Raw genomic sequence first — 13,283 nt, 5'->3', positions numbered from 1 at the left:
GGTGGAGAAATCCAGATTTGTCGTGTTTCGCTGGATGGAGCATCTGCTCGTCCTTGGCATGGCCATTATGTGCTTGCTGGTGTTCTGGAACGTGGTGCTGCGCTACGGCCTGCGCTCGGGCATTCCAATATCGGTGGAAATATCACGCCTGATCTTTGTCTGGATCATCATGTTGGGCAGCGTCGTCGCCTTGCGTGAGGGCCTGCATATTTCGGTCGATGCGATGATCAACCGCCTGTCACCCCGGCTTCGCGTGGTGTCCCTGTGGGTCGCGCACCTGCTGATGCTGTGGTGCTGCTGGCTGGTCTTCCAGGGCAGCCTGCGCCAGACGCAGGTCAACTGGGGCAACCATATGTCGCTTTCAGGCGTCTCGGTTGGCTGGATGTATGCCGCGGGCATCGTCGCCGCCGTGTGCTGGGCCCTGATCCTGATCTTCAATCTCTACCGGTCTGCGCGGGGCGACCACAGCCAGCTGCAGCCCAATGTCATGCCGGCCGGAGAATCCAGCCCATGAGCGCCATCGTCTTCCTCGCCTCACTCGGCGGCGCCATGGCTATCGGCGTTCCTGTCGCCTTCGCGTTGATGGTTTGCGCCATTGCCATGATGTGGATGCTGGGCATGATGGATCCCCAGATCCTGGCGCAGAAGATGATCGACGGTGCCGACAGCTATCCGCTGATGGCCATTCCATTCTTCATGCTGGCCGGCGAACTGATGACAGCCGGTGGGTTGTCACGCCGCATCGTCGACGTGGCCATGGCCCTGTTCGGCCATCTTCGCGGGGGTCTGGGCTATGTGGTGATCGGCACCGGCGTAGTGCTGGCGGCGCTATCGGGCTCGGCCATCGCCGATTCCGCGACCCTTGCGATCATGTTGCTGCCCATTATGCTCAAAGCCGGTTATCCGGTGGGCCGGACCGCGGGTTTGATGGCCGCCACCGGCGTGATCGCCCCGGTCATTCCGCCGTCAATCGGCTTCGTCGTTCTGGGGGTCACGGCAAATCTGTCGATCGTCAAGCTGTTCATAGCCGGGATTGTGCCAGGCCTGCTGATGGCCTTCAGCCTGGTTGCCGCCTGGTGGTTCATCGCACGCCGGGACCAGACGCCGACGCTACCACGCAAGAACGCCAGGGATGTACTGCGGTCGCTGCGCGACGCCATCTGGGCGTTGCTCCTGCCGGTTATTATCATTGTCGGGCTGCGCATGGGCGTCTTCACGCCAACCGAAGCGGGTATCGTGGCGGCGGCCTATGCCCTGTTCGTCAGCATGGTCATTTACCGCGAGCTGACACTCAAGGGTCTTTATGACTGCCTTCTGGCATCGGCCAAGCTCACCGCAATCATCATGCTGCTGGTTGCCGCTTCAAGCGTCACGGCCTTCCTGATCACCGTCGCCAATGTACCGGCCCAGGTGATCGGCTTCCTCGGCCCGTTTATCGACCAGCCCATCCTGCTGATGGCGCTGATGATGCTCGGCGTCTTCATCATCGGCAGCGTGCTCGACTTCACCCCGGCCATCACCATCCTGGTGCCGGTGCTGATGCCGGTGGTCAACGCAGCGGGGATCGACCCGATCTATTTCGGCGTCGTCTTCATCATCTGTGCGGCCATCGGGATGATCACCCCGCCAGTGGGTGCGGTGCTGAACACCGTCAGCGGTGTCGCCCGCATCCCGCTCGAAAAGGCAGTGGTGGGCGTGGTGCCCTTCCTGTTCGCCGAAATCGCGGTGCTGATCCTGCTGATCCTGTTTCCTGTCATCGTCACGGGCCCGCTCGAACTCTTTTACTGATCAACAACCGGAGGAAACCAATGAAACTGACTCAACTGCTCGCTGCTACGGCCCTGGTGCTGGTTTCGGCCAGCCTGCCTGCAGCCGCCCAGACTGCCCGCATCGGCTATGTGCCGGTCGAGGAACATCCCGTTGGCCAGGGCGTCAACAAGTTCGCCGAACTTGTTGCCGAAAAGACCGAGGGTCGCATCGAGCTGCAGAAGTTCGGCAATGGCACACTGGGCAACGAGCCGCAGATGCAGTCGTCGGTGCAGGGTGGGGTCATGGAAATTATGGTCGGTCCCACGTCCAATCTCGTCGGTTCCATCCCTGAATATCTGATCTTTGACCTGCCCTTCTTCTTCCCCGACTTCGAAGCCGTGGACAAGGTCATGGACGGTCGCGTCGGTGATGCGCTGTTTGCCAAGCTCGACGCGCTGAACATGGTCGGTTTGGCCTATTGGGATAACGGCTTCCGTCACATGACCAATGGCGTTCGCCCAATCAATTCCGTTGATGACGTGGCCGGGCTCAACATTCGCGTGATCCCCAACCCACTCTTCATCTCCACCTTCACGGCCCTGGGTGCCAATCCGGTGCCGCTGCCCTATCCCGAGCTCTTCACCGCGCTGGAGACGCGCGCCGTGGACGCCCAGGAAACGCCGGTTGGCCTGATCCACTCCAGCCGCTTCTATGAAGTGCAAGACCATCTCGCCCTCACCGGCCACGTCTACACGCCCTATCTGCTCCTGGCCAGCAAGCCATGGTTCGAGGGTCTGCCGGCGGAAGACCAGGCGCTGGTGATGGAAGCGGCTCATGAATCGGCTGTCTATCAGCGCGACCTGTCACGCAGCAACGCGGACCGCCTTGTCGGTCTGCTTGAGGAAGAGGGCATGGAAGTGACGCGGTTGTCGGACGCGGAAATGGCCCGCATGCGCGAGACCGTCGCCCCGGTGGTCGAGGAATTCACCGAAACCATCGGCGCCGAGTTGATCCAGCAAGCACGCGAAGATATGGGCATCGCCAACTAAGGCGGCCCTGAACGGGAGGCGGATGACCGCCTCCCACTTGGGCGGCCCCTGGCGGCCGCCTCTTTTCAAAGACAGTGGAGTATCCTAATGCGGCTGATTCAGTTCGAGCGTACCGATGGCGCACGCGCCGTGGGCGTGGTTGACGGCAATGCCATTCTCACCCTCAACGACACGGCCACCGTACGTCAGTTGGCGCTCGACGCCATTGCTGCCGGCAGTTCGCTGACCGATGAGGTCAACAAGCGCGGCACAGGCGAGGCACATGACTATGACGCGCTCATGGCGGCCGGTCGCGTGCTGCCGCCGCTTGACCACGAAGATCCAGCCCATACCGTGATTGCCGGAACCGGCCTGACCCATACCGGCAGCGCCGCCGCGCGCAGCCAGATGCACGCCAAGATTGCCGGCGCAGAAGCCGAACTCAACGACTCCATGCGCGTCTTCAAATGGGGCGTCGAAGGCGGCAAGCCCGAGACCGGCAAGGCTGGGGTTCAGCCGGAGTGGTTCTACAAGGGCGATGGGTCGATCGTCTCGCGTCCCGGCCAGGATCTGCCAATGCCCGATTTTGCCGAGGATTCAGGCGAGGAGCCCGAGGTCGTCGGACTTTACGTCATTGCCCCCGATGGTGCGCCCTGGCGCGTTGGCTTTGCGGTGGGCAACGAAACCACCGACCACGTCACTGAAAAGAAGAACTACCTCTATCTCGCCCACGCCAAATTGCGCTTCTGTGCCTATGGCCCGGAGCTCTTTATCGGCGATCTGCCATCCAACCTGGTGGGCAATGTCCGCATCCTGCGCGACGGCCAGACCCTGTGGGAGAAATCATTCCCAACCGGGGAGGACAATATGTGCCATTCCCTGGCCAACCTGGAATATCACCACTTCAAATATGACCAGTTCTTGCGTCCAGGCGATGTGCATGTGCAGTTCATGGGTACGTCGGTCGCCTCGTTCGGCGACGGCATCAAGACCCAGGTCGGCGATGTGTTCGAGATCAGCATCCCCGAATTTGGCCGACCGCTGAGCAACGCCATTTCCCTGGTGCCGTCCAGGAACGGCCTGACCCCGATCAAGTCGCTCTAGCGACACTGGCCCCGCATCCTCTAAAGTGCGGGGCCAACCCACTTGGGGTGCATGGCGTCTATTGCGACATTCTTGGCAACCGCAGTTGAGCCGGGTTTCGCAGCGGTTGCATAGGGCCTAAACCCTTCGGCGACAGACAGGAGAAACCAAATGGCCCTAATTCAGTATCTGACGCGCATTCAGTTCGAAGCGGGAGCCGTCACATTGCTCGCCGACGAATTGCAGCGCCTCGGTATGTCACGTCCCCTGATCGTTACGGACAAGGGGATCGTCGCGGCCGGTCTGCTCGCGACCGTGCTGGCCAAATCCGGCCTTCAGCAAGACACTGCCGTGTTCGACGACACGCCCGAAAACCCCACCGAAGCTGCAGCCATACGTGCCGCCGAGCAGTTCAAGGCAACCGGCTGCGACAGCATCGTGGCGGTCGGCGGAGGATCGGCCATCGATCTGGGAAAGGCCGTCTCGCTCATGGCGACCCACCCGGGGCCGCTGGAGCAGTATGCCGCAATTCTGGGTGGGCTGGAGCGGATTACCGCGAACAAGCCGCCCGTCATTGCAGTGCCCACCACTGCGGGCACCGGCAGCGAGGTGGGTCGGGCGGCGCTGGTTTCCCTTGAGGATGGACGCAAGCTTGGCTTCATTTCTCCCTACATGATCCCCGACGTCGCCATTTGTGATCCTGACCTTACCCTTGGGCTGCCCCCCTATCTCACGGCGGCGACAGGCATGGATGCCATCACCCATTGCATCGAAACCTTTCTGAGTCCCCGGTTCAATCCGGTGGCCGATGCAATCGCTCTGGATGGTCTGGCCCGCGCTGCAAAATGGATTGAGACTGCCACACGGAACGGCGCCGACGGCACTGCTCGGCGGGAGATGATGATGGCCGCCCTTCAGGGAGGCCTGACATTCCAGAAGGGCCTGGGTGCCGTGCACTCGCTATCCCACCCGCTCGGTGGGCTGAAGTCGGTCAAGCTTCACCATGGCACGCTCAATGCTGTGCTGCTTCCGGCGGTACTGCGCTACAACAGCGTGGGCAGCGAAGAAAAGTATGCGCGTATTCAGGCCGCGCTGGGCCTGTCGGAGCATGCGGATCTGGCTGTGGAGATGGCCGCACTTGCGCAGCGGCTGGGACTACCGGCAACGCTGGGTAAGATGGGCGTAACTGCGGACTGCTTCGAGCAGATCGCCCAATACGCGGTCATGGATCACTCCACAGCGTCCAATCCCCGACCGATCGAGGCACCGGACTTCATCAAAATTCTCCAAGAGAGCCATTAGGGGACTTGCCGGTCCAAGACGGTTGGAAGTGCACTTTGCCGAGAGATAGAGGTCGGCGACGCTGGCGTCCTGGCGACCTTGGCAGCACCGTCCCGATCGCGCCGCGACAGCTCCACGATCCCCGCGCAGCCTTGACAGGCAAAGGGCCGGCTGGATTGCTCCAGCCGACCCCGTTTTTCAGCTCAGTTGTGGCTATTGGGCTTCGGCAGCGATGGCAGCCTCGGCCGCAGCGTAGAGGGCCGGACCGTCAAGCCCGAGCGCGGACATTTCGGCGAACCATCCATCGATGGTGGGCTGGGCGGCCGCGCGCCAGCGGGCGGTTTCGGCGTCGTCGAGCTGCACCAGGTTATTGCCGAGCTTGACGGCAACACCCAGGCCAGAACTGTCGCCATCATCCATGACGCGACCGAACTGACGGGACATTTCGATGCCGGAATTGGCATCGATGATCGCCTTCAGGTCGTCGGGCAGATTGTTGTAGCTATCCATGTTCATGACGAAACCGAACGTCTGGCTATAGAGACCCTTGTCGCCCGAGAAGCCGGTGTGATTCTTGACGAGCTCGGAAATACGCAGGGAGGGTGTCACCTCCCAGGGAACTGTCGTGGCATCGATAACACCCTTTGACAGCGCTTCGGTGGTCTGGGGGACAGGCATGCCGACCGGCTCGGCCCCGAGTTGGGCGAGCATGGACGAGATGATGCGCGAGCCACCGCGTACCTTCATACCCTGCAGGTCTTCAAGGGAATTGATCGGATCCTTGGAGTGGAAGAGGCCCGGGCCATGGACGTGCAGCGCGATGACGTGAACGCCGGCAAATTCATCGGCAGAATTGGCCATCACATAGTTGTAGAACGCCGCTGATCCGCTCGCAGCGTCGCCCGTCATGAAGGGCAGTTCGAAAACTTCAGACTTGGGGAAGCGGCCTGGGGTATAGCCCAGCACCGTCCAGATGATATCGACCACGCCGTCCTTGGCCTGATCAAAAAGATCAGCGGGCGTGCCGCCGAGCTGCATTGCGGGGTAAAGCTCGAACTTGATGCGACCACCAGATTCGTCGGCCACCTTGGCGGCCCATGGTTCAATGGCCCTGGCCGGGATCGCGGCCTGGGAAGGCAACATCTGGTGGATGCGCAGCGTGACCTCCTGCGCGAAAGCAGTGGAAGACATGGCCAACATGGCCAAGGCACCCATCACGAACATTTTGGTCTTCATTCGATTTCCTCCGGTGATCTGGCCGTCTTGGCCACAGTGTTTAATCAGTCAACGTCGGCAGTGATCTCCTCATCACCCCTGACGAAGCAGGTCATTGTCGCCTTCCTAAAAGAGCTGCCAGACCAGCCACAGGGTGATCGACGGAAAGGCGACAAGAATGGCGGTGCGCACGATGTCGCTGGCCACGAAAGGCAGGACGCCGCGATAGGTGTCGGACAGGCGCGTCTGTGGCGACATGGAATTGATGATGAACAGGTTCATGCCGACCGGGGGCGTGATCAACCCGACCTCGACCACGATCAAAACCAGAATCCCGAACCAGATGGCAAAGTCGTCCGGCGCCAGGCCAAAATCGAGAACGCTCATCATCGGGAAGATGATCGGCACGGTGAGCAAGATCATGGACAGGGAATCCATGACGCAACCCATGATCAGGTAGAACACCAGAACGATAACGAGGACGATCCACGGGTTGAAGGCCTGCTCCACCACCCAGCTCGCGCTGACCTGGGGCAATTGCGATAGCGCCAGAAAGCCGTTGAGCGCCGCCGCACCCAGCACGATCAGGAAGATCATGGCCGTGGACATCGCCGTTGCCAGAAAGGCCTCAATGATCGCCTGCCGGCTGAGCGAACGCCGCGACAGGGCGACGAGACCGGTGCCCGCCGCACCGACTGCGGCTGCCTCGGTGGGCGTGAAGATACCCGCATAGATGCCGCCGATGACCAGGCCGAATATGATGATGACGGGCCAGACCTTGAACAGTTCGGCAAAGCGCTGCGCATAGGGCATGCGTTCGCGCACACCGCCCGAATCCGGCCGGACACGCACATAGATGGCAATGACGATGAGATATCCAACTGCTGCCAGGATGCCTGGAATGAAGGCAGCCATGAACAGCTTGGCGATGTTCTGCTCGGTCAGTACGGCAAAAATCACCAGAATGACCGAGGGCGGAATAAGAATACCCAGCGTACCGCCCGCCGCGACCGCCCCGGTCGACAGCGCGCCCGAATAACCATACTTGCGCAATTCGGGTAAGGCGACCTGCCCCATCGTGGCGGCTGTCGCGAGCGAAGAGCCACAAATGGCGCCAAAGCCCGCACTGGCCCCGATGGCCGACATCGCGATGCCGCCCTTGCGATGGCCCAGCCAGGCCGCAGCGGCATTGAACAGCCCTGCCGACATGCCACTGAGCGTGGCAAACTGGCCCATCAGCAGGAACAGTGGCACGACCGAAAGCGAATAGGATGCGTAGGTGCCGTAGGTGAGATTTTTGAACTGGGCGGCGACGGGATTGAAATTGCCCGTGACAAGAAAGCTGCCCAGCATGCCGACGCCGAGCATGGCCAGGCCAATTGGCACGCGCAGGAAGATCAGCAGCAGAACAGCCGGAAAGGCGAGCAGGCCCAGGATCAAAGGCGTCACAGTTCAGCTCCCATACGACGCGGCTCGGACTTGTTGGTGATGGCGTAGCTGATGGAGCGGCCCAGCACCCAGGCGGCGACGAGGACAAGGACGACGGCCCCCACCAGGCCCGCCGCATAGCCCCACCCCAGCGGCATGCGCAGCAGCAGCGTCGTCTCTTTGTAGGAGAACTTGTCGAGCATGCCATAATAGAGGCGCCAGGCAATGAAGCTGGCTGCCGCCAACATCAAAAGATCGGTGATGACGAGAATAAACTGATTGGCACGGCGGCCGAAGGAGTCGGTAAGCAGGGTGACCATGGCATGTCCCCGCTGCAGATGCGTCCAGGGCATGAAGGCGAAGATCGCAAACCCCATGCCGGCCGAGACGAGTTCATAATCACCGGGTACCGGCTTCAGCCCGGCCCAGATCAGGGCGCGGCCGATGATGCTGATCATCATCATCGCCGTGACTGCAACAAGCACAATGCCGCCGGCCACTGCCATCCACTTGGCCAGGCCATGCACGAGGCGTCCAAGCATGGAGTCATCCTGAAACAGGGTCACGCACCCGCCTCCGTTCGCGGCCATGCGGCGCCCCCGCGCGCAGGGATTTCCCGGTGAGTATTCTGCATTCATTCCCCCTTGCCTGCTGTCCACTGCTGGCACTGGCCAGACGCATGCACATAACATTTGCACGCTAATTGATAACCTATTGGTTATGAGATACCGCCGTTACCGGGGCGCATTGGCTGAAAGCGACAAATCCATGGTCATCGCCCTGACGGCGGTAGCCCCGCGCTGGATTGCAAGGCGATCCTTGCTTAACCTGCGCCCTAAATGGGATATGCCTACATCTGCCAACTTGCCATCCTCCCAAATAACAATGTTATTCTATATAACTAAATGCAATGGATGTAGCAAGGGTTGTCCTTGGGCTTGAGGTGCTGAACTATGGGTAATTCTGACCCAGAAAAATCCGCTGCTGATCGTTTCCTGGCCGATGATTCACTGCGCGAAGCGGCCGCGACAGGGATCATCGGCTATCGATTGCGACGGGCGCAGTTGAACGTGTTCCAGCGCTTCCTGACGGTGTTCGAGACGCTGCAACTGCGGCCCGCAGAATATTCGGTTCTGGTGCTGATTGCCGACAATCCGGGGCGCAAGCAGACGGAAATCGCTGCGGCGCTGGGCATCAAGCGCGCCAATTTCGTGACCCTGGCGCATGAACTCGAAGCGCGCGGCCTGATCGAGCGCCGGCCGGCCCGGGACGACAAACGCGCCAACGCCCTGCACATGACGGCGGACGGTACGGCGTTCCTCAACCATGCCCGCACGCTGCACGAGGCCATGGAACAGGACCTGGTGACACAACTGGGCGGACCTCAGGCGCGCGACCGGTTTGTCGACATGCTCGAGCGGCTAAGCTGATCCCATCAGCGAAACACCGGCGGCCGCTTTTCAAGGAAGGCACGCAGCCCTTCTTCAGCGTCAGGGCCGCTCTGGCTCAGCGCGGCGGTGAGACTTTCGGCATAGAACCCCGCTTCGGGCGGCATGGTGCCGATCTGGGCAATCGCCTCAATGATGAAGGCATTGATTGTCGGCGAGTTCTTCGCAATGCGGCCGGCCAGTTCGAAGGCCTTTGCCAGCGCCTGACCTTCGGGCACCACATGGTGGGCCAGTCCGAGCCGCTCGCCTTCTGCGCCTGAATAGGTCCGTCCGGTCAGCATCATCTCGGTCATGCGATCAGGGCCGATCAGTTTGGAAATCCGCACCGAACCGCCTCCGCCGACAAAAATTCCCCGCAGGCCTTCCGGCATCTGGAAGCGGACATTTTCTTCGGCCACGCGGACATGGCAGGTGGCGCCGAATTCCAGGCCCCCGCCCATCACGGCGCCATTCATGGCGGCGATGACAGGGATGGGCGAATTGGCAATCCGGGCCATGACGCGGTGCCAGTTGCGCGAATGGGCCATGACGTCCAGCGGCTGGCGCGCCACATGCTGGGAGAGATCGAGCCCCGACGAGAAATGCCCGCCCGCGCCGCTGACGACAATGGCGCGCGTGTCCGCCGGGACGGCGGCAAAGAAGGCGTCGATCGCGGCGATCAGATCGTCATTGAGCGCGTTGCGCTTTTCCGGGCGATTGAGCGTCAGATGGGCGATGGCGTCTTTCACCTCGACCAGCAGTATATCGGCAATTGACCCTGTCTGTCCCTGCAAGGCGGTCACGGCGCGGCCTCCAGAAGCTGACGAACCTCATCGGGGAGCGGCGTAGAGCGGATGCCGCCTTCAGGGGTGCGCGCCACCCAAACACGTTTTTCGTGCGCTTCAATCGCGATCTCGCCGTTATTGAGCAGCGTGTGCTTCACCGAGAAGCTGGAGCGGCCCAGCTCGGTGATTTCGGAGCGGATCTCGACCATGTCGCCAAAGCTGCTGGGACGCAGGAAGCGGGCGCCGGTATCGACCATGGGAATACCGGCAATGCCATAATGGTCCAGCCAGTTGCGCTTGTGCATGGCAAAGGCGGCCGAGAGCATGCCGGCCGTGGCGTTGTCGAAGAAGCGAAAATAATTGGGGTAGTAGACAATCCCGGCGGGGTCGCAATCGCCGAACTGGATTTCGACCTGGGTGGTGCGGCTGAACATGATGTCTCCTATTTCGCGGCCATGCGCAGCGCGCCGTCGAGCCGGACCACTTCGCCATTGAGATAATCGTTTTCGACCATGGACCGGACCAGAGCTGCGAACTCATCGGGGCGTCCGAGGCGGGCGGGATGGGGGATGGAAGCGCCGAGACTGTCCTGCGCCTGCTGGGGCAAGCCTTCAAGCAATGGCGTGAGGAAAAGGCCAGGCGCGATCGCCAGCACGCGGATGCCGAAGCGGGCCAGCTCGCGGGCGGCAGGCAGGGTCAGCGCGACGACGCCGCCCTTGGACGCGGCATAGGCGGCCTGCCCGATCTGGCCATCGAAGGCAGCGGCAGAGGCGGTCGAGATGATAACCCCGCGTTGGCCGGTACTGTCGGGTGTGGCCAGCGACATGGCGTGCGCTGTCAACCGCATCATGTTGAAACTACCCACCAGATTGACATTGATGATGCGACTGAACGCGTCGAGCGGCATGGGGCCATCGCGCCCGACAATGCGGGCTGCGGTGCCGATGCCGGCGCAATTGACCAGCACGGCGGGCGTACCCAATGCCGCGATGGCAGCATCGATTGCGGCTTCGGCACTGGCCGCATCAGCGACATCGACGGCAAAGAACTGGCCGCCGAGCTGGCGGGCCACGGCTTCGCCAAGTTCGGCATTGCGGTCGAAAATCGCGACGCGGGCCCCTAGCGCCGCCAGCGCCTGCGCCGTTGCGGCGCCAAGCCCAGAAGCCGCGCCGGTGACAAAAGCGGTCCTGCCCGAAATATCCATTACGCGGCCTCGGGGTTTTCGATCAGCAGGGCAATCCCCTGCCCGCCGCCAATGCACGCCGAAGCAATGCCGTAGCGCGTATTCGAGCGCTTGAGTTCGAGAGCGAGGGTGAGACCGAGGCGGATGCCCGTCACGCCGAGCGGGTGCCCGATGGCAATAGCACCGCCATTGACGTTGAGCTTGTCCTCATCGAGCCCCAGTTCATCGACGCAGGCGAGTATCTGCGCGCCGAACGCTTCGTTGATTTCGATGCGGTCGATCTGATCGAGGGTCATGCCGGCCGTTTCAAGGACGGCGCGAATGGCCGGAGCGGGACCGATACCCATGATCTGTGGCGGCACGCCAACGGCGGCGCTGGCCAGAATGCGCGCGATGGGTGTGTGGCCATTGGCCTTGGCATAAGCTGATGACGCGACCAGAACCGCGCCTGCCCCGTCGACAATGGCCGACGAGTTGCCGCCGGTCTGTACGCCGCCAAAGGCCGGGCGGAGTTTTGACAGCACCTCAAATGTGGAGCTGCGGATATGGGTGTCGGCGTCAACGCTCGGCACGCCGCGCGGCAGCTTGATACCACGCGGCTCGAGCGTGTCGATTTCAAAGCTCTCGCTGATCACCGGCACGATTTCCTCAGCCAGGATGCCGGCATCGCGGGCGGCGAGCGCGCGCGTGAAACTGCGTTCGGCGAAGCGGTCCACCCGCTCGCGCGAAATACCATATTGCCGGGCGAGGTTTTCCGCCGTGTCGCCCATATTGACGCAACCGGCGGGGTCGTAGAGGGCTTCCCACAGGAAGTCCTTGAACTCGACCCTGCCCATGGCGAAGCCGTTGCGATGCGTATAGGCAGCAATGGGGTTGCGGCTCATGGATTCGCAGCCGGCGGCCAGCGCCAGATCAACCCGGCCCAGTGATACCGAGTCAGCGGCCTGCGCAATGACTTCGAGCCCGGTGCCGCAAATGCGCTGCACCAGATGGGCCGGTGCCTCGATGGGCGCGCCCGCGTAAAGCCCGATATGACGCGGGGTGACATAAGCGTCAAACGAGGCCTGCGCCATCGACCCGGCGATGGTGTGGCCAATGTCGGCAGCCTTGACTCCGGTGCGCTGAATAGCGGCGCGTGCCGCCTTGATGCCCAGATCAATGGGCGAGATGTCGCTCAGCACGCCGCGATAATCAACGAACGGGGTGCGAGCCCCACCCAGTAGCCAGGCATCGTCAAAACTGATGCGGAGACCTTTGCTCATGGTTCAGGCGCCTTTCCGGGGCAGCAGGATAATGTCGGGGCCAGGCTGGTCGGCGTATAGAGCCGCAACCAGATCAGCCCGGTGGGTGCGCACGGCCCTCTGATTGATCGAGCCCTTGTCGGTGATCTCGCCCTTGTCGATATCAGGTGCGGTGGTCAGAACGAGGGCACGGGCCAGATGGTTGGAACTACCGGTGGCCCGTTGCGCCAGGGCGGTCAGACCATCGGTGAATTTCTGCCGAACCGCCGCATGGGCCAGAATGGTTTGCGCATCGGTATGCGGCGACAGGCCGGCCAGGCGAGCGCAGGCTTCCAGATCGGGAAAGATCATTGCGCCGATGAAATTACGATCAAGCCCGGTCAACACCACGTCGCGGATCAGCGGCACACAGGCGGCGATAGTGGCGGCGCGGACGGCGGCAAAATTCACCCAGGTGCCGGTCGACAGCTTGAAGTCCTCGGTAACCCGGCCATCGAAAACAAAGCCCTTGGCAAGGTCGTCGGGGTCGGCGCGGCGTACCGCGTCGCCGATTTTGTAGAAGCCCTCATCATCAAAGGCTTCCGCCGTCTTTTCGGCGTCCCGCCAATAGCCGGGGGTGACGTTGGGTCCCTTTATCCGCAGCTCGGTCTTGTCACCATCAGGCACGAGCTTGACCGTCATGCCGGCGGCCGGCAGGCCGATATGGCCCGCCTCGGTGACTGGCCAGGTGGTGGTGAAGGCAATCGGCGCCGTTTCGGTCGAGCCGTAGCCGGTAATGATCATTACCCGCTCACCGGTTTCAGCGCGGGCGGCGCGGTCCAGTCCCTCGAACACATGCTGCGACAGGCCCGCCCCGGCATATT

Annotated in this window: 14 protein-coding genes; 6 read left to right on the top strand and 8 right to left on the bottom strand. The window is 62.0% G+C overall.

Annotated elements, in window-relative coordinates; translation table 11 throughout:
• The first annotated feature begins 1 nt into the window (after position 1).
• The 5 genes from Q8O80_RS18575 (at position 2) to Q8O80_RS18555 (ending at position 5,162) form a co-directional block, all read left to right on the top strand.
• The gene (locus Q8O80_RS18575) at positions 2–514 is read left to right on the top strand and encodes a TRAP transporter small permease (protein ID WP_305582044.1); all 513 of its coding nucleotides are present in this window, start codon (positions 2–4) and stop codon (positions 512–514) included.
• A complete protein-coding gene (locus Q8O80_RS18570) occupies positions 511–1,788 on the top strand; it encodes a TRAP transporter large permease (protein WP_305582042.1) in 1,278 nt (425 codons plus the stop codon). Before Q8O80_RS18575 ends, Q8O80_RS18570 begins: the two co-directional genes overlap by 4 nt.
• 20 nt (positions 1,789–1,808) lie before the next feature.
• Entirely contained in the window at positions 1,809–2,798 is a 990-nt protein-coding gene (locus tag Q8O80_RS18565; RefSeq protein WP_305582040.1) for a TRAP transporter substrate-binding protein, read from the top strand.
• Between the two features lie 87 nt (positions 2,799–2,885).
• Positions 2,886–3,881 (top strand): AraD1 family protein, encoded by a 996-nt coding sequence (gene araD1, locus Q8O80_RS18560; RefSeq protein ID WP_305582038.1) that lies wholly within the window; start codon positions 2,886–2,888, stop codon positions 3,879–3,881.
• 150 nt (positions 3,882–4,031) lie between these two features.
• Positions 4,032–5,162, top strand: coding sequence for an iron-containing alcohol dehydrogenase (locus Q8O80_RS18555; protein ID WP_305582036.1), 1,131 nt, complete (start codon positions 4,032–4,034; stop codon positions 5,160–5,162).
• A 192-nt stretch (positions 5,163–5,354) separates the two neighbouring features.
• Here the strand turns inward: Q8O80_RS18555 and Q8O80_RS18550 are convergent, their stop codons facing one another.
• The 3 genes from Q8O80_RS18550 to Q8O80_RS18540 all read right to left on the bottom strand — a co-directional run bounded on the left by Q8O80_RS18550 (position 5,355) and on the right by Q8O80_RS18540 (position 8,350).
• The gene (locus Q8O80_RS18550; RefSeq protein ID WP_305582034.1) at positions 5,355–6,377 is read right to left on the bottom strand and encodes a TRAP transporter substrate-binding protein; all 1,023 of its coding nucleotides are present in this window, start codon (positions 6,375–6,377) and stop codon (positions 5,355–5,357) included.
• Between the two features lie 105 nt (positions 6,378–6,482).
• A complete protein-coding gene (locus Q8O80_RS18545; RefSeq protein WP_305582031.1) occupies positions 6,483–7,805 on the bottom strand; it encodes a TRAP transporter large permease in 1,323 nt (440 codons plus the stop codon).
• Positions 7,802–8,350 carry a TRAP transporter small permease gene (locus Q8O80_RS18540; RefSeq protein ID WP_305582030.1) on the bottom strand — a complete coding sequence of 183 codons (549 nt, stop codon included), beginning with the start codon at positions 8,348–8,350 and terminating at the stop codon, positions 7,802–7,804. The genes Q8O80_RS18545 and Q8O80_RS18540 overlap by 4 nt, the downstream gene beginning before the upstream one ends.
• 387 nt (positions 8,351–8,737) lie before the next feature.
• Between Q8O80_RS18540 and Q8O80_RS18535 the strand changes: the two genes are divergently transcribed.
• Positions 8,738–9,214 (top strand): MarR family winged helix-turn-helix transcriptional regulator, encoded by a 477-nt coding sequence (locus tag Q8O80_RS18535; protein ID WP_305582029.1) that lies wholly within the window; start codon positions 8,738–8,740, stop codon positions 9,212–9,214.
• Between the two features lie 5 nt (positions 9,215–9,219).
• Here the strand turns inward: Q8O80_RS18535 and Q8O80_RS18530 are convergent, their stop codons facing one another.
• The 5 genes from Q8O80_RS18530 to Q8O80_RS18510 all read right to left on the bottom strand — a co-directional run.
• Positions 9,220–10,014 (bottom strand): crotonase/enoyl-CoA hydratase family protein, encoded by a 795-nt coding sequence (locus tag Q8O80_RS18530; RefSeq protein ID WP_305582027.1) that lies wholly within the window; start codon positions 10,012–10,014, stop codon positions 9,220–9,222.
• On the bottom strand, positions 10,011–10,430 hold the full coding sequence (locus Q8O80_RS18525) for a thioesterase family protein (protein ID WP_305582025.1): 420 nt from the start codon (positions 10,428–10,430) through the stop codon (positions 10,011–10,013). Before Q8O80_RS18525 ends, Q8O80_RS18530 begins: the two co-directional genes overlap by 4 nt.
• Positions 10,431–10,438: 8 nt before the next feature.
• Positions 10,439–11,200 (bottom strand): SDR family NAD(P)-dependent oxidoreductase, encoded by a 762-nt coding sequence (locus Q8O80_RS18520; protein ID WP_305582023.1) that lies wholly within the window; start codon positions 11,198–11,200, stop codon positions 10,439–10,441.
• Entirely contained in the window at positions 11,200–12,441 is a 1,242-nt protein-coding gene (locus tag Q8O80_RS18515) for a thiolase family protein (RefSeq protein WP_305582021.1), read from the bottom strand. Before Q8O80_RS18515 ends, Q8O80_RS18520 begins: the two co-directional genes overlap by 1 nt.
• A 3-nt stretch (positions 12,442–12,444) precedes the next feature.
• The coding region (locus Q8O80_RS18510; RefSeq protein WP_305582019.1) for an AMP-binding protein at positions 12,445–13,283 on the bottom strand (839 nt) is incomplete at its 5' end.

It is taken from the genome of Devosia sp., assembly GCF_030689745.1.
Lineage (GTDB): Bacteria > Pseudomonadota > Alphaproteobacteria > Rhizobiales > Devosiaceae > Devosia > Devosia alba.
The sequence above is the reverse complement of the archived record's forward strand: the minus strand, read 5'-3'. Positions and strand labels throughout refer to the sequence as shown.